This window comes from Flavobacterium hercynium (assembly GCF_002217285.1).
Taxonomy (GTDB): Bacteria; Bacteroidota; Bacteroidia; order Flavobacteriales; family Flavobacteriaceae; genus Flavobacterium; species Flavobacterium hercynium.
Genome location: NZ_MUGW01000008.1, coordinates 83426 through 101029 on the forward strand (window position 1 = coordinate 83426; position 17604 = coordinate 101029).

General features: G+C 35.2%; 18 protein-coding genes. 15 read left to right on the forward strand and 3 right to left on the reverse strand.

Annotated elements, in window-relative coordinates:
* Positions 1-132: 132 nt before the first annotated feature.
* From B0A66_RS03255 to B0A66_RS03285, 7 genes are all read left to right on the forward strand, one after another.
* On the forward strand, positions 133-1005 hold the full coding sequence (locus tag B0A66_RS03255) for an AraC family transcriptional regulator (RefSeq protein ID WP_089048419.1): 873 nt from the start codon (positions 133-135) through the stop codon (positions 1003-1005).
* A gap of 36 nt (positions 1006-1041) precedes the next feature.
* Complete coding sequence (locus B0A66_RS03260) at positions 1042-1482, forward strand: FEKKY domain-containing protein (protein ID WP_089048420.1); 441 nt, start codon at positions 1042-1044, stop codon at positions 1480-1482.
* 158 nt (positions 1483-1640) lie between these two features.
* A complete protein-coding gene (gene hemH, locus B0A66_RS03265; RefSeq protein WP_089048421.1) occupies positions 1641-2657 on the forward strand; it encodes a ferrochelatase in 1017 nt (338 codons plus the stop codon).
* A 61-nt stretch (positions 2658-2718) separates the two neighbouring features.
* Positions 2719-3267, forward strand: a complete 549-nt coding sequence (locus B0A66_RS03270; RefSeq protein ID WP_089048422.1) for a CopD family protein — start codon at positions 2719-2721, stop codon at positions 3265-3267.
* A gap of 142 nt (positions 3268-3409) precedes the next feature.
* Complete coding sequence (locus B0A66_RS03275; protein WP_089048423.1) at positions 3410-4825, forward strand: ATP-binding protein; 1416 nt, start codon at positions 3410-3412, stop codon at positions 4823-4825.
* Positions 4826-4835: 10 nt separating this feature from the next.
* Positions 4836-5618 carry an enoyl-CoA hydratase/isomerase family protein gene (locus B0A66_RS03280; protein ID WP_089048424.1) on the forward strand — a complete coding sequence of 261 codons (783 nt, stop codon included), beginning with the start codon at positions 4836-4838 and terminating at the stop codon, positions 5616-5618.
* A 180-nt stretch (positions 5619-5798) separates the two neighbouring features.
* Positions 5799-6200 (forward strand): hypothetical protein, encoded by a 402-nt coding sequence (locus B0A66_RS03285; protein WP_089048425.1) that lies wholly within the window; start codon positions 5799-5801, stop codon positions 6198-6200.
* 522 nt (positions 6201-6722) lie between these two features.
* Here B0A66_RS03285 and B0A66_RS03290 read toward each other — a convergent pair.
* The 3 genes from B0A66_RS03290 to B0A66_RS03300 form a co-directional block, all read right to left on the reverse strand.
* Positions 6723-7376, reverse strand: a complete 654-nt coding sequence (locus tag B0A66_RS03290; protein ID WP_089048426.1) for a metal-dependent transcriptional regulator — start codon at positions 7374-7376, stop codon at positions 6723-6725.
* A gap of 90 nt (positions 7377-7466) precedes the next feature.
* Positions 7467-9338, reverse strand: coding sequence for an Nramp family divalent metal transporter (locus B0A66_RS03295; protein ID WP_089048427.1), 1872 nt, complete (start codon positions 9336-9338; stop codon positions 7467-7469).
* Positions 9339-9413: 75 nt separating this feature from the next.
* Complete coding sequence (locus tag B0A66_RS03300) at positions 9414-9815, reverse strand: Fur family transcriptional regulator (RefSeq protein ID WP_089048428.1); 402 nt, start codon at positions 9813-9815, stop codon at positions 9414-9416.
* Positions 9816-9899: 84 nt separating this feature from the next.
* Here B0A66_RS03300 and B0A66_RS03305 point away from each other — a divergent pair, with 84 nt between their 5' ends.
* The 8 genes from B0A66_RS03305 to B0A66_RS03340 all read left to right on the forward strand — a co-directional run bounded on the left by B0A66_RS03305 (position 9900) and on the right by B0A66_RS03340 (position 17571).
* Complete coding sequence (locus B0A66_RS03305; protein ID WP_089048429.1) at positions 9900-10244, forward strand: MerC domain-containing protein; 345 nt, start codon at positions 9900-9902, stop codon at positions 10242-10244.
* A 35-nt stretch (positions 10245-10279) separates the two neighbouring features.
* Positions 10280-11188, forward strand: a complete 909-nt coding sequence (locus B0A66_RS03310) for an NAD(P)/FAD-dependent oxidoreductase (protein ID WP_089048430.1) — start codon at positions 10280-10282, stop codon at positions 11186-11188.
* 154 nt (positions 11189-11342) lie between these two features.
* Entirely contained in the window at positions 11343-13604 is a 2262-nt protein-coding gene (locus B0A66_RS03315) for a TonB-dependent receptor (RefSeq protein WP_089048431.1), read from the forward strand.
* A gap of 1 nt (position 13605) precedes the next feature.
* Positions 13606-14067 (forward strand): thioredoxin family protein, encoded by a 462-nt coding sequence (locus tag B0A66_RS03320; protein WP_089048432.1) that lies wholly within the window; start codon positions 13606-13608, stop codon positions 14065-14067.
* 120 nt (positions 14068-14187) lie between these two features.
* Entirely contained in the window at positions 14188-14913 is a 726-nt protein-coding gene (locus B0A66_RS03325; protein ID WP_089048433.1) for a hypothetical protein, read from the forward strand.
* Positions 14914-14998: 85 nt separating this feature from the next.
* Entirely contained in the window at positions 14999-16216 is a 1218-nt protein-coding gene (locus tag B0A66_RS03330) for a lycopene cyclase family protein (protein ID WP_089048434.1), read from the forward strand.
* A gap of 3 nt (positions 16217-16219) precedes the next feature.
* The gene (locus tag B0A66_RS03335; protein WP_089048435.1) at positions 16220-17017 is read left to right on the forward strand and encodes a tetratricopeptide repeat protein; all 798 of its coding nucleotides are present in this window, start codon (positions 16220-16222) and stop codon (positions 17015-17017) included.
* 143 nt (positions 17018-17160) lie between these two features.
* On the forward strand, positions 17161-17571 hold the full coding sequence (locus B0A66_RS03340) for a BrxA/BrxB family bacilliredoxin (RefSeq protein ID WP_026982321.1): 411 nt from the start codon (positions 17161-17163) through the stop codon (positions 17569-17571).
* Positions 17572-17604 lie beyond the last annotated feature (33 nt).

A 17604-nucleotide genomic window follows, 5' to 3' on the forward strand; every position in this document is an offset into this window, starting at 1 on the left:
TTCTAAACGTCTGTTTTTATGCAAAAAGAAGTATTTTTGTAGCAAAATCAACTTGTTTGAAACAATTTGTTTAGAGTGATTCTAAATAAGATTTTTGATTACTTGTGATTTTATCTTCTAAAAAACATCGCTATGGGTTCTCAGGAAATTATAAAAATTGAAGACGACTTTACGCTTATCCGCTTTCAGAACGATGGTTCTGAGCCTTTTTTTGCGCAGCATGAAGTTGGTAGTGGGCTGATTCAGTTTCACTTTGGGATAAAAGGCAATGCCAAATTTTTGTTCAATCAGGGTAATTACGCCTTAGAATTGAAAGAAGAAAAATCGTTGCTTTTGTACAATCCACAGAAAGAATTGCCATTAAATTTAGAACTTTCTCCAAATTCATGGGTGATATCTGTAATTGTATCGATTAAAAAATTTCACGCGTTGTTTTCTGCAGAAGCAGATTATATTACTTTTTTAAGCCCTGATAATAAGGATAAAAAGTATTACAACGAAGGAAATATCAGTCCTTCAATGGCTATCGTATTGAGTCAGCTGTTTCATTACAACCTGCATCCGTCTATAAAAAACCTGTATTATAAAGGAAAAGGATATGAATTGCTGAGTTTGTACTTCAACAGAACTGAAGATCCAAATGCAGAGCAATGTCCGTTTTTGATAGATGAAGACAACGTTCTTAAAATACGAAAAGCCAAAGAAATTATTATCGCGAATATGGCGGAACCTCCGGGCCTGCAGGAATTGGCAGATGAGATTGGTCTGAATTTAAAGAAACTCAAAATGGGGTTCAAACAAATTTATGGCGATACTGTCTATGGTTTCTTATTCGATTACAAAATGGATTTCGCCCGAAAACTATTAGACAGCGGATCTTATAATGTAAACGAAGTAGGATTGAAAATTGGTTATAGCACCGGAAGTCACTTTATTGCGGCATTCAAGAAAAAATTTGCGACAACCCCAAAGAAATATTTAATGTCCATAAATACGAATGTGTAGTAAATATGTATAATTGAAAAATATAAAAGAAAATCTATGCTTAAGTTAGGAGTTTTAATATTTGCGTTAACCTTTTTAAGCTGTGCAAATTTAAGAGATCCATCTTTTATTGAAATATTAGAAAATGCTCAACACGATATAAAAGTAGATTCTGTTAAATATTTTACTAATGGACTACCTTTTATCAGACCTGTTTTTGCACAATCGACAATAGATACAATGTCTAAAGCAACTCGTGAACATATTGAAAAAATGGATGAAATATTGAATAGAAGTCAAGTTGAACGTGAGTTAAGGAAAAATATTCTGACCAAATATGGTTTGTATGAACATAATTTAGGATGTATGGTTGACAAACAAACTTCTATTTTAGCAAAAGAATATAAAAGAGTTACGGCCTTTTACCTTGAAAAAAGAAATGGGAAAGATTGGGAGGAAAAGATGCGAGAAGAAATGATTAATATAAGTAATGATTAAAGAAGATTAATTAAGCATCAATTTTAGATATTCTACAATAATTAAAAAGTAATAATTATCATATTTCTAAAAAGTATTATAGAATACTTTTGACGAAAAATTAAAAACAAACAAATGCTTAAAGCCCAAAGCTTAAAGCCTAAAGCAATAAAACAATAATGAAAGGCGTACTACTAGTAAACTTAGGATCACCGGAAAGTCCACAAGCAAAAGATGTAAAACCATATTTAGACGAATTTTTAATGGATAAATACGTGATTGATGTTCCGTATTTATTGAGAGCTTTATTAGTTCGTGGTATTATTTTAAGAAAAAGACCAGAAGAATCAGCGCATGCTTATGCAAAGATTTGGTGGGATGAAGGTTCACCTTTAGTCGTTCTTTCAGAAAGAATGCAGAAAAAAGTACAGCCTTTGGTAAATGTTCCGGTAGCATTGGCAATGCGTTACGGAAGCATGACTATCGAAAAAGGATTGCAGGAATTACACGATAAAGGCGTTACAGAAGTATTGCTTTTTCCATTGTACCCACAATATGCAATGGCATCTACACTTACCATTTTAGTAAAAGCAGAAGAAATTCGTAAAAAGAAGTTTCCAAACATGACTTTTACAGACGTTCCTGCATTTTACAACAAACCGGATTACATTAAAAACTTAGCAGATTCTATCCAAAAACATTTAGTTGGTTTTGACTACGATCATTTATTGTTTTCGTACCACGGAATCCCAGAACGTCATATTCGTAAAACCGATGTTACAAAATCACATTGCAAAATCGACGGTTCTTGCTGTAACACAGCTTCGCCGGCACATGATTTCTGTTATCGTCACCAATGTTACGAAACCACAAGACAAGTCGTAAAATTATTAGGACTTCCTGAAGACAAATACAGCCTTACATTCCAATCTCGTTTAGCAGGTGATAAATGGTTAGAACCTTATACCGATGTTGAAATCGATAAAATGCCGGGCAAAGGAATTAAAAATTTAGCTGTAGTAACACCAGCTTTCGTTTCAGATTGTTTAGAGACCTTAGAAGAAATTGCCATGCGCGCTAAAGAAGATTTTGAGAAAAACGGAGGACAGGAATTCTTGGCTATTCCGTGTTTGAATGACGATGATGAATGGTGTGAAACAGTAGGTAAGTGGATTAATGATTGGGCAGCTGTTTAGATATTTTAGATTTTAGACTTTTGATTTTAGATTGAAAAACCCAAAACCATAAACGAAAAAAATGGAATATTATAACTACTTAAAATCGTTACATTTAATATTTGTAATTACCTGGTTTGCGGGTTTGTTTTATATCGTGCGTTTATTTGTATATCAAATTGAAGCCAACGACAAGCCATCGCCAGAAAAAGAAATTTTACAGGCACAATACAAAATAATGACCTATCGTTTGTGGTATATCATTACATGGCCTTCTGCAGTTTTAGCAAGTATTTTTGCTTTTTGGATGTTGTTCTTTACAGACATAGGACAAGTTTGGCTCAAAATGCCTTGGATGCATGTTAAGTTGGGATTTGTTTTCCTTTTGTATTTGTATCATGCAAAATGTCATCAGATATTTAAGCAATTACAAAACGATGAGGTAAAATATACAACTAACTATATGCGTTTATGGAATGAAGGCGCAACCATAATCCTTTTTGCAGTAGTCTTTTTAGTTATCCTGAAAAGTGCTTTCAACTGGATTTTTGGAGTAGTGGGAATTGTTTTATTTTCAGTACTAATCATGTTAGGCTTTCGTTTTTACAAAAGAATAAGAGAGAAAAAATAATTGTAAATTGTGAATTATGAATTGTCAATTTTAAAGATGCACTGCTAATTCATAATTCACAATTCATAATTCATAATTAAAAATCATGGTGAACAACTTCAAAATGTCAATGCTTTCACTGCGAACCAGGATATTCCTGTCGATGATTGTATTGATTGTTGTGGCATCATTTCTATTAGCTTCCATTTCAATTATTCAATTCAAGAACGAAGCAAAAGAATACCATCAGGAACGTTTAGAGCGAAAAGAAAACGCAGTAAAAGAACACATCAATTATGTTCTTGCAACGACGACCTATCCTTTAAAAACCGGCAATCTGGATTTAATTTTCAAAGATAAAATCCATGAATTAGCCCAGATTCACAAAATCGAAATCAATATTTACAGCCTCGACGGAAAATTGCTAAAGTCCTCAAAAGAGTCCTTTGCAGTAGATAAAGTAGCGCCACCAATTCCGGAGTTCATCCTGAAACTGGTTCGTTCATCTATCGAAAAGCGCTTTGTTGATATTAAAACCATAGATGGTGTCAAAAACAGATCTTCTTTTAGTTTAATAAAAGACGAAAAATTCAAACCATTGGGAGTTTTGAACCTTCCGTACTTAGAAGATGATGGCTATTACGACAACGAATTAAACACCTTTTTAATTCGCCTTAGTCAGGTATATTCTTTTATGCTAATCGTCGCTTTTGCAATTGCATACTTCCTATCCACGTACATCACCAAATCATTAAAAACCATTTCTGATAAGCTCGAAGAAACCAATCTGGATCAGAAAAACGAGAAAATTGTTCTTGAAGCAAACAGCAAAGAAGTCAACTTTTTGATCAGAGCCTATAACGGAATGGTCGATAAGTTGGAAAGCAGCGCGATTAAGCTGGCTCAAAGCGAGCGTGAAGAAGCATGGCGCGAAATGGCAAAGCAAGTAGCGCATGAAATCAAAAATCCGCTTACGCCAATGCGCTTAACAGTACAGAGCTTTCAACGAAAATTTGATCCGCTCGCCCCAGACGTCAAGCAAAAAATGAATGATTATTCCGAAACACTTATTCAGCAAATAGATACCATGAGCGCTGTAGCCTCGGCATTTTCGAATTTTGCTTCAATGCCCGCGCAACAAAACGAAACACTTAACGTCGTTGAGGTAGTAGAACTAGCACTTGATATCTTTAATGAAGAATACATTGCATTCGAAAGTCAGGAAAAAGAAATCATTTCTATCATGGACAGAACGCAGCTTATCCGTGTTATCACCAACTTGGTAAAAAATGCTACTCAGGCAATTCCCGAAAATCAGGCTCAAAAATCAATTTTAGTTACCGTAAAAAGGCGTAATAACAATGTCGAAATAGCAGTAAAGGATAACGGAGTCGGAATTCAAAAACAAGATACAGGAAGAATCTTCGAACCCAAGTTCACCACAAAAACAAGCGGAATGGGATTAGGACTCGGAATTATAAAAAACATCATCGAAAATTACAAAGGAACAATTACCTTTGAATCAACTTTCGGAAAAGGAACCACCTTTAGAGTTTCTCTCCCTATCACAAACTCATAAAATCAGCGTCATGAACTACGAAAATCTTTTAATTTCTATCGAAGAAAAAATTGCAACCGTAACCATTAACCGACCTACAAAACTAAACGCTTTAAACAAAGCAACGATTGAAGATCTGCACAAGGCCATTAAAATTTTAGGTAAAAACGATGACGTTCGTGTTATCATTTTAACCGGAAGCGGAGAAAAAGCATTCGTAGCCGGAGCTGATATTTCAGAATTTGCAAACTATACCGTTGTCGAAGGCGCACAATTGGCAGCCCAAGGACAAGAACTTTTATTCGATTTCATTCAGGATCTTAAAAAACCAGTTATTGCTGCCGTTAATGGTTTTGCATTAGGTGGTGGATTAGAACTTGCCATGGCATGTCATTTTAGAATAGCATCAGACAATGCCAAAATGGGATTGCCGGAAGTAACCTTAGGCGTTATTCCGGGATACGGAGGAACACAACGTTTGCCTCAATTAGTGGGAAAAGGACGCGCTATGGAAATGATTATGACCGCAGCAATGATTTCTGCACAGGAAGCGCAGCAATATGGTTTAGTAAACCATGTAGTATCGCAATCAGAACTAATTGACTTTACAACAGCAATCGCAAAAAAAATCATCAAAAATGCTCCTTTTGCTATCAGTAAAGCCATAAAAGCAATCAATGCCAATTATACAGATGGTAAAAATGGTTTCGATGTCGAAATCAAATCATTCGGAAAATGTTTCGGTACTCAGGATTTTAAAGAAGGAACCACAGCATTTCTAGAAAAACGCAAAGCCGAATTTACAGGAAAATAAAGTTTAACCGTAGCGTTGCGCAAAGATTCCACAGAGAGTCATAAAGAAGAAATTTAATGTAAAGCTTTGTGTAACTTTGCGAAATCTTTGTGTAACTCTGTGACAAAACAACACAAAGATTCTCAAAGTAATTAAAAAAACTTAGAACCTCAGTATCTCAGAACCTAAGCACCTTAAAAAATGTACGAACCAATATTTGCTCTTTTTTGTGAGCGCGTTAAAGAAAGCATACAAAGCGGAACCTTTGCCAAACTTACTTTAGCAAAAACCATCGGTGATACCGAAATCAAAAACATTTACTTCCGATTGGTCCTAAATGAAGACAACACCTTTTCGATTTCACTGACTTCACGTTACAAAACCGAAGAAATCGAAAGCATCCATACATTAGACGAAGCATTATTAGTATTAGGAACCTATATCAAGAATCCGTTTTTAACCGCACTTTTATTCACAACAGACAACGATGTGACCTTCAAAGTAAACAAAAAGAACGCAGGAAGTATTATCGAGCAGGAACCAACCTTCAAGAACGCATCACCGGTAATGCTTGAAATGATAGAGAAGGGCATAATTAAATAAAGAAAAGGATAGTGTGTAAGTTCGTTTTTAGGAGCTAATCCCGCTATCCATTCTAATCTTTTGTGCCGAACCCCGGCACAAAAGGATTTCCACTTCTATCGGGGCTAGGAGATTTGATTTCTAAAAGATGTTTGAGTGAATATTTTCAACAGATTAATCCTGAAGCTTTCGTTTAAACTTTGCGTCTTAGCGCCTTTGCGCGATAAATTAAAGCTTCAACATAATGACATTCGGGAAGTTGCTGCAATATCGTTCGTTCCCTACAAAACTGTATAAAAAATCTTAGTGAACCTCTGTGCAATTCTTCGCGAAATAACTCTAAGAAATTAAGCCAGTTTCACAAATAAATTCCAATCCGCATTTGCTAAATTAATCCTTAAGCTTTCGTTTAAACTTTGCGTCTTAGCGCCTTTGCGCGATAAATTAAAGCTTCAACATAATAATATTCGGGAAGCTGCTGCAATATAGTTCGTTCCATACAAAACTGTATAAAAAATCTTCGCGTATCTCCGTGAAATAGCATTAAGCCAGTTTCACAAACAAATTAGAAGCTATTTTATTAGAAATAGACAATTCACGTCCATCAACCTTAATTTTAACCGATAAATCAAAAGATTCTTTAGAAAGAAATTCAATTTGAGAACCCAGCGCAATTTCCTGCTTGTCCAGATATTTCAAAAATTCCGATGAGGTATCCTTTACCCCAACACAAATACCAACCTGTTGTTCTGCCAATTCAGAAAGTAAATACTTTTCAATCTTAACAATACGTCCGTTAGCATCCGGAATAGGATCACCATGCGGATCCTCAGTCGGATTGCCCAGAAAATCATCCAGACGATTAATCAATTGTTCCGATTTAATATGCTCCAGCTGTTCCGCAATATCATGAACCTCATCCCAGCTAAAGCTTAACTTCTCTACCAAAAACACCTCCCATAAACGGTGTTTACGAACAATCATTTTAGCCGCCAGTTTACCGTTTTCAGTCAAAGAAACACCTTGGTATTTTTTATAATGCACCAAATCCTTCTCAGAAAGTTTTTTCAGCATATCCGTCACCGATGAAGCTTTCGTTTCCATCATTTCAGCAATAGCATTTGTACTAACCTCCGCATCAGTAGAAGCCGTAAGATGATAAATTGATTTAAGATAGTTTTCTTCTGAAAAAGTCATTTTTTTATTTTTTGAGGTGCAAAGGTGCAAAGCAACAAAGGTTCAGAGTTTTTAAAATCTTTGTCCCTTTGTCCCTCTGTTGCTATGTCCCTATTTTTTAACAATCAACAAAGGTATCGAAATTTTATGTCTTAGTTTATCTACAGTCGTACCAAATAAAATATCTTTTACACCTGTGTGGCCGTGGGTTCCCATAACCAGAACATCAAAATTACCCTCATTGATAATCTTCGGAATTACAGTGTTTGGTTTACCAAAACCAAGAGCAGTTTCGATCTTAAAGCCCTTCTGCGAAAGCATCTCTTTATATTCCAATAAAAGCTTTTCATCGATTGTAGTTTCGTGATCGTCAACATGACCTCCGTACATAAGTGCGCCAACAGTTTCCACAATATGAATTAAAGTATATTGCGCGTCGATTCCGCCAAGTTCAAAAGCATTGTTAAGTGCAGCTTCATCCGCTTTAGAAAAATCGACAGAAATGGCAATGTTTTTTTTGCTGTACGCTTCTTTTGGAGTGTATTCCAGTTTTAAGTGATGTGGCGAGTGATTCTCGATATCTGATTTAGCTCTGGCAATAAAAGGTTTTGCAATAATGTATAAAAGCAATCCCAAAAGTCCAAAAGCAAGTGGAACAACCGTCAGCCATAAAAACAAAGGCTGTTCAGCGCTGGCAAGCCACGATGTTATTTCATCATAAACCAATTTAGCATTAAGCGAAACAATGATAAGGGCAATAATCCATGCAGCAACCTGTGTTATTTTAGAAATATGAAAACCCTTCATCTTGCTTTTATCGCTCACAAAGTGAATCAACGGAATAATCGCAAAGCCCAATTGCAAACTCAAAATAACCTGGCTTAAAATCAAAAGTTTTCCCGTTACACTTTCTCCATAAATTAAGATCACCACAACAGCAGGAACAATCGCGATCAATCGGGTAATAATGCGTCGAACCCAAGGCTGAATGCGTAAATTCAGGTAACCTTCCATTACGATTTGTCCGGCAAGTGTTCCCGTTACAGTCGAACTTTGTCCGGCAGCAATCAAAGCAACCGCAAATAAGATTGGTGCCCATTTAGTACCCAATAGCGGTTCAAGAAATTGGTGTGCATCCTGAATTTCGGCCACTTCAAACATACCATTCTTGTAAAAGGTAGCTGCGGCCAAAATTAAAATAGCAGCATTTACAAAAAACGCCAGGTTCAAGGCAATAGTAGAATCGATAAAGTTATATTTCAAAGCTTGTTTAATACCCGCTGGCGTTCTGTCGAACTTACGGGTTTGTACTAGCGACGAGTGTAAATATAAATTGTGAGGCATTACAGTAGCACCAATAATTCCGATCGCGATATACAATGCAGCAGAATTTGGCATAGACGGAATAAGTCCGTACATAACTTTGTCAAGTTCCGGTTCAGCAAAAATCATTTCAAAAATGAAGGAGAATCCGATGATGGCAACCAGCACAATAATAAAAGCTTCCATTTTACGAATTCCTTTATTGATCAGGAAAAGGAGGAGGAAAGTATCTAACACCGTGATAAGCACTCCTTCGATAAGCGGAATGTCGAATAAAAGATTAATCCCGATTGCCATTCCCAAAACCTCTGCAAGATCGCAGGCGGCAATAGCAATTTCGGCTAAAAAGTATAAAATGTAATTGGTAAATTTCGAATACGTTTCTCTCGAAGCTTGCGCCAAATCGCGTTGCGTTACGATACCAAGTCTTGCACTTAAGCTCTGCAAAAGCAAAGCCATTAAGTTACTCATCAATAAAACCCAAAGCAAAGAATATCCAAACTGACTTCCACCGGCAATATCTGTTGCCCAGTTTCCAGGATCCATATAACCTACGCTTACTAAATAGGCGGGACCTAAAAAGGCTAATATTTTTCTGAATCCTGTTTTTTTATGTTCTGTCGCTACCGATTGATGTACTTCTTCTAAAGAGTTGGCCATTGTAAAAAATGTTGTTTGAACAAATATAGGGATTAATCATATTCGTGCAACAATATTTTTAGGCTTGTCTAAATCTTAATTGTTAGAATTTAAACAATTCGGACACAAACCTGACAATGTAAAGTTTATCTCGTTGACTTTATAGTTATGTGGAATGATATAACTCGGCTTTACATTTTCAAGACAAGTGATCTCCAAACATTTTTCGCAGCTAAAATGCGCATGGTTATGAATATGTACACGTTGTGCATGATGATGACATTTTGCATATTTTACAGTACCATCAAGATTGACAATTTTATGAATAATATCGTCGTTAACTAAGCGGTCGAGGATTCTGTAAATCGTAACGCGATCGCATAGATCATTTGTTTGTTTCTGAATTTCGGTATGAGATAAAGCAATTTTTGATTGAGTCAAAATCTCTAAAACGGCCGTCTTTGCTGCTGTATTGCGTGTTGTTTTCGTTTTGTCCATAGTAAAAACTTTAATGCAACATTGTTGCAAGTTAAATAAAAGTGTATATTTGCAACAAAATTGCATTAATCAAAAGTACTGAAAATGAAGAAAACTACCTCATCCTTTTACGATATTTTAGGAATTTCGTCTGCAACTATTTGTTTGGTTCATTGTTTGATTTTTCCGCTGCTTACCATTTTGCCTTTAGGTTTAAGTCATAATCCTTTTGTCGATTTGTTCTTTGCCACGATCGGACTTTTAGCCATTTTAAAAATTGTAAACAAGACCTCGATTTTAATATCAGCGATCCTTGTTATTTCGATGAGCTTAATCTGGATAAGTGTTCTTGCTGACATTATTTTGGAGATTCATCTTGACCTTCTATATATTGGAGGAGTCGGAATGATCGTAGGGCATTTATTGAATTATAAATTACATAAAAAATAGTTGCGGGAGCGGCTATAAATATAAATGAAATACTTATGAAACAAAATCATTTTGATGTTATAATTATCGGAGGTAGTTATAGCGGACTTTCAGCAGCAATGAGTTTAGGTCGTGCATTAAGACAAGTTTTGGTTATCGATAGTGGTTTGCCTTGCAACAGACAAACACCACATTCACATAATTTCATAACCCAAGATGGTGAAAAACCCGCGGTAATTTCGGCGAAAGCCAAACTACAGGTCGAGTATTATAATTCCGTTCAATTTTATAGCGGACTTGCCACAGCAGCGGTTAAAACCCAAAACGGATTCGAAATCACCACAGCATCCGGTAAAGTATTCTCTGCCAAGAAAATATTGTTTTCAACAGGCGTCAAAGATTTACTTCCAGCAATTCCTGGTCTAGCTGAATGCTGGGGAATTTCCGTTATACATTGTCCATATTGTCATGGTTATGAAGTCAAGGAACAGAAAACAGCCATTATTGCCAACGGAGCAATGGGCTTTGAATACGCCAAAATGATTTCAAACTGGACGAAAGACCTAAGAATTTTAACCAACGGAAAATCGACTTTAGCTTCAAAAGATATTGAAGTTTTAAAACAACATAATATTCAAATAATTGAAAATGAAATTGATGCAATAGAACATGTAAAGGGAAATATTAAGCAAATCATTTTCAAAGATCAATCTAAAATGGAGATTGAAGCGGTTTATTTCCGTCCGCCTTTTGAACAACATTGTTCCCTAATCGAATCTTTAGGTTGCGAATTGACAGAACAAGGTTTAGTTAAAGTCGATCTTATGCAAAAGACTACTGTCTCAGGCATTTTTGCCAGTGGCGATAGTTGCATTCAGGCAAGATCTGTTGCAATGGCAGTTTCTTCAGGATCATTTGCCGGAGCGGCAATCAATAAAGAACTTATCGATGCTGAGTTTGTGTAATTGAATTTGCTAACGTTTGCCTATCCTAACAGGTTTTAGAAACCTGTTAGGTATTATAAGTTATACGAAAAGAATTAGTTAAAAAGTTTTTTGCTTTATAAACTATATTTGTCAAATTTAATTTTTAGTTTTGTCTAAATTTAATTTTAAAACAATGAAAAAACTATTTTTGATATTGCTTTTGTTTGGTTTCCAATTTACGTTTGCTCAGGAAAAGGGTAAAATCGAAGGATTTGTATCTGGCGAAGGTCATAAATTACAATATGTAAACATTCATTTGTTAGGAACAGAACACAAAGCTGTAACAGATAGTTTAGGTTACTTCATGATCGGAAACGTTGCGGTTGGCAATTACACACTTCAGATTTCACAAATTGGTTTTCAAAGTTTAAAGAAAAAAGTGGAGGTTAAGAACAATTCAGTTCAATCGTATGATTTCGAATTGACCGATAATCAAAACAACTTGAATGAAGTAGTAGTTTCCGGAACTCTAAAAGCAGTAAAACGATTAGAAAGTGCCGTTCCAGTTGAGGTATATTCGCCGGTTTTCTTCAAGAAAAATCCAACACCAAGTATTTACGAGGCATTGCAGAATATAAATGGCGTCCGTCCACAGCTGAATTGTGGTGTCTGCAATACAGGAGACATTCACATAAACGGATTAGAAGGTCCGTATACTTTGGTCTTAATCGACGGAATGCCTATTGTAAGCAGTCTTTCTACGGTTTATGGTTTGTCCGGAATTCCAAATTCTCTGGTTGAGCGAATAGAAATTGTAAAAGGTCCCGCATCCTCATTGTACGGTAGTGAAGCCGTTGGAGGTTTGATTAACATCATTACTAAAAATCCAACCAATGCCCCTTTGTTTTCAGCTGATTATTTTACCACGTCGTATTTTGAAAGCAATCTTGATTTGGGAATGAAATTTAATGCCGGAAAAAAAGCGACTTCCATTGTGGGTATTAATTACTTTAATTACGATCAGGTAATAGACAAAGACAAAGATAATTTTACGGATGCAGCCCTGTCCGAAAGAATTTCTGTCTTTAATAAATGGAGCTTTGCCCGTGAAAATAATCGTTTGTTTACCATCGCAGCACGTGGAATGTACGAAGATCGTTGGGGTGGAGATGTACGCTGGGAGAAAAAGTACCGAGGCGGTGACGAAATTTATGGTGAAAGTGTTTATACAAAACGTGGTGAATTGATAGGAAGTTATCAATTGCCATTTGAAGAAAAATTAATGCTTTCCTTCTCTGGAAATGTACATTATCAGGATAGCCGCTACGGAACAACATCGTATATCGCGAATCAAAAGATTGGATTTCTGCAATTGACCTGGGATAAGAAAATAGGAAGAAACGATTTTCTTGCCGGAATCGCCAACCGTTATTCATACTACGATGATAATACACCTGCAACAAAAGAAGCTGAAAGCACTTGGTTGCCGGGAATTTTTGTGCAGGATGAAATTACGCTTTCAAAGCAAAGCCAGGTCTTATTAGGAATGCGATACGATTACAACTCCATTCATGGTTCTATTGTTACGCCAAGAGTAGCTTATCGATGGAAGAAAAATGAAAATACTATTTTTAGATTCAATGCCGGAACCGGATTTCGTGTAGTCAATTTGTTTACAGAAGATCATGCAGCGCTCACCGGTTCACGAGATGTAGTGATTCAGAATGATTTAAAACCCGAGCAATCCATAAATGCAAATTTGAATTACATTCAAAAGATCAATTTCACCAATGGAACGTTTATCGGAATTGAAACCACAGCCTTCTTTACCCGATTTAGCAATAAAATTATTTCCGATTATGAAACAGATCCTAACAAAATCATTTATGACAACATCGATGGTTACGCCATAAGCCAGGGAATCAGTACCAATGTTGATGTCAATTTCCCTTCCGGTTTAAAGTTTATCTTAGGAGCAACCGTTTTAGACAATAAAAATGTAGAAGATGGAATTTCTCAAAGACCTTTTCTAACCGAAAACTTCACCGGAACGTGGAGCGTGTCGTATAAAATTGAACCTTGGAATTTATTACTTGATTATACCGGAAATGTATACAGTCCTATGAATCTTCCGTTACTTAGTGAGTTAGACCCAAGAAGTCCAAAGTCACCTTGGTACAGTATTCAGAACATACAATTTACGTATTCTGGATGGAAGAATTTTGAGCTTTATGGAGGTGTGAAAAATTTGCTGAACTTTACACCAAAGCAAAATAATCCGTTTTTGATTTCGAGAAGTAATGATCCTTTCGATAAAAATGTGCAATATGATGCCGCGGGAAAAGTAATGGCAACACCCGATAATCCATACGGATTGACCTTTGACACCACGTATGTATACGGACAAAACCAAACGATTCGCGGATTCTTCGGATTGCGATATACATTCAGATAGTATGAAAAAGCTAATGATAATTGTCTTTCTTATCGGAATTACGACAACAGGTTTTAGTCAACTCAAAGCGAGAACCTTTGAAAAAGTGGATAGTTTGCAGCGCATTCAAAAGAAAAAAACAATCGTATTCATTTACACCGATTGGTGTCAGTTTTGCCATAGAATGAAAAACACCACTTTTAAAGATCAGGAAATCATCAATAAGTTAAACTCCGATTTTTACTTTATTGATTTTAATGCTGAGGAGAAAAGGGCAATTACTTTTAATAAACAAACATTTAAGTATCAGCCCTCCGGAAATAATGTTGGAGTTCACGAATTGGCGTTGCAATTGGGGACGATAAACAAACAAATTGTTTATCCGATCTTATGTGTTTTGAATGAAGAAAATGAAATTATCCTGCAATACAGCAATTACCTTAATGCAAAGGATTTTAAAGTGCTTTTAGAGAAAATCGTTTAAGTTATTTTATAAGTATTTTTAGGTTAAAACATAATAATTTAGAAATAGTAAAAAGTCAAAACGAGAAAAATTTTTTCGTTTCTTTGTCTGGAATTTAATAACAACTTTCAAAACAACAATATGAAACAATTTTCCCTATTTATCATTATGCTCGGAGCTTTAAACGGATTTGCTCAAACATCAAATATTTTTGAAAGCGGCGGTTTCGTTGGTATAGGAACTAACACTCCTAAATATAGACTTGATGTAAACGGAATAATAAAGTGGGGTGAAGCTTCACAATTTTTATATTCCGGACAAGATGGTAATGGTGTGTTTTTTGAGCAATTAGGGAAAGTAGATAAGCTGGATAAACTAAGATTACAAACATCTATAAACGGGGATGAAACTAACTATTCACAATTTATTGTTGATCCAAAAAAAGGATTTTCTTTTATTGCATTGAAGGGTGGTAGTGACCATGTTGGAATAGGTATGGCTCCAAGTTCCACTGAAAAATTATCTGTAAAAGGAAAAATTCGCTCCGAAGAAATTAAAGTAGAAGTAATTGTTTGGCCAGATTATGTTTTCGAAGATGATTACAAGATAATCTCATTGGAAAGTTTAGAAAAATTCATTAAAATAAACAAACATCTTCCAGAGGTGCCTTCTGCTAAAGAAATTACTGAAAATGGATTAGAGTTGGGTGAAATGAATAAAGTTTTGATGAAAAAAGTAGAAGAACTTACTTTATATCTTATAGAACAAAATAAATCTTTACTAGATCAGAAAGCTCAGATTATGAATCAGCAAAAGCTTCTTGAAAAGCAACAGCAAGACATCGATAATCTCAAAAGAAGGAATTAAGATTATAGATCATTTTTTATCTTTTTTTTAAGTTTTAAAAATGCATTCTCAAAAATAACAACAATAAATTTTCTTATTTTTGAGAATGCAATCTTCACAAATCCCACATTTCGATTACATTTTTACAGGAACTGGTTTAGCGACTTTAATGACCGTTTATAAAATGGTGTTGAGCGGAAGATTCTCTGATCGATCTATTTTATTAGTAGACCAAGATGCTAAAGAAACTAACGATCGTACTTGGTGTTTTTGGGGCCAGAACGAAAGTATTTGGGATCCTATAATCTTTAAAAAATGGGATTTAGCTTTATTTGGACATGACAATTTTAAGCAGGATTTAGAACTAAAACCGTATCAATACAATCAGATTCGGGGTTTGGATTTTTACAAATATGTTTTTGAAACTATTTCCAATCAGGAGAACATCACGATTTCAAAGGAGAAAGTAACCGATATCAATGAATTAGAAACCCATGTTTTTGTTGGTACAGAAAGTAATCGATATACCTGTAACTATTTATTCAATAGTATTTATTGTAAAGTTTTTCCTTTAAGTCAGACTAAATATCCTGTTCTGCAACAGCACTTTATCGGCTGGTTTGTGAAAACGGAAAATGAAATCTTCAATCCTGAAAAAGCTACTTTTATGGATTTTTCGATAGAGCAAAGAGGCAATACGCGATTTATGTATGTGTTGCCTATTTCTAAGACAGAAGCTTTAGTCGAATATACTTTGTTTTCTGAAAATCTTCTGGCAAAAGAAGAATATGAAAATGAGATTCAAATTTACTTGCGAAATCTCGGTGCAGATCAATACGAAATTACAGAGAAAGAGCAGGGAAGTATTCCCATGACCTGTTTTCCTTTTTGGAAGAAGAATACCAAACGCGTCCTGAATATTGGTACCGCCGGCGGATGGACAAAAGCAAGTACAGGTTATACCTTCAAAAATTCAGATAAAAAGTCAACAGCATTGGTTTCATTTCTAAAGGATAATGACGCTTCAGGATCTATTGTCTCAAATAAGGAATCAATCAGACTCTCATCATTTCATAAAAAGAACAGATTCTGGTTTTATGATCTTCTCCTTTTAGATATCCTTTACCGCCATAATGAATTGGGAAGCCGTATTTTTTCATCCTTATTTCGAAAGGGAAATCCTCAACTGATTTTTAAGTTTTTAGACGAAGAAACTACACTTCTCGAAGATGTTAAAGTTATTTTAAAGTGCCCAAAAATCCCATTTTTAAAATCGTTATTTGTTCTGATTTTTCTTCCAAAAAAATACAACCAAAAACGATGAACTTTGAAAAAAATTACTTTAGGTTTTAGCTTCTTATTTACCCTTTTGTCTTACGCGCAAGTTTCAACAAACAAAGCGCAAGATGCTATTGTCGAAGAGACTTTTAAAAACTGTGTAGATAAACACAGTTACATGTATGAAATGACCGAATATCAAAATTGTCTTGATGCAGGTTTGAAAAAAGACAGCACCATTGCTTACTTATGGCAGCAAAAAGCGATGCCGTATTTTAAATGCAAGAAACACGAAGTCGGAATGCCATATTTAGATAAAGCAGTTTTCTATGATAAAGAGCGCTGGCTGTCGTACCGCGGTTTTATAAAATGTATTTTTTCGCATAATTACAAAGAAGCAATAGCCGATTTTGAGGAATGTATCAGACTTTACGGAAACTCTTATGTCATGGATCATACTTATAATTTTTATATGGCAATTAGTTACCTGCAACTCAATGAATATGCAAAAGCAGAAAAGCTTTTGGATGATTATGTGAATGATATTTATAAAAACAGAAGCAAGTTAGAACACCCTACAGCTTATTTTTATCAGGGAATTGCAAAATATGAATTACAAAAACTGGATGAAGCAATTGCTATTTTTGATAAAGCATTAAAAATATATCCTGAATTTTCAGATGCAAAATATTACAAAGCAATTTGCTGGCTGAAACAGGGAAAGCCAAAAGAGCAAATTAAGGCTCTGTATGATGTTGCACAGGAAGATGCTAAAAAAGGATATTCTATTAATGAGGATAACACAGTTTACGAAATGTATCCTTATCAAGTAAGGTTTTCAAAGTAAAATTTAGGACTTTCGATTATATGACTTTTCAACTTTTGACTAAATAAATTGAACTATAACAAAACTTTATAGTTCAAATTAAGTTGGTGCGCGTAAACTTCGTAACTTTGCAGTTCAAAAGTAAAATTTAAAAATTAAGAAATATGTATCCAGAAGAAATGGTAAAGCCAATGCAAGCTGAATTAACTGCTGCTGGTTTTCAAGATTTACATAGTGCTGATGCTGTAGATAATGCTATCAAAGCAGAAGGTACGACTTTAGTTGTTGTAAACTCTGTTTGTGGTTGTGCTGCAAGAAACGCACGTCCGGGAGCAAAAATGAGTTTAGAAGGAGCTAAAAAACCAGATCATTTAATTACAGTTTTTGCTGGTGTAGATAAAGAAGCTGTTGATGCTGCAAGACAACACATGTTCCCTTTTCCTCCATCATCGCCATCTATGGCTTTGTTCAAAAACGGAGAATTAGTTCACATGTTAGAGCGTCACCATATCGAAGGTCGCCCAGCTGAATTAATCGCTGAGAACTTACAAGACGCTTTTAACGAGTTTTGTTAATTTTTTTGAGGTACAAAGGCTCAGAGGTTCAAA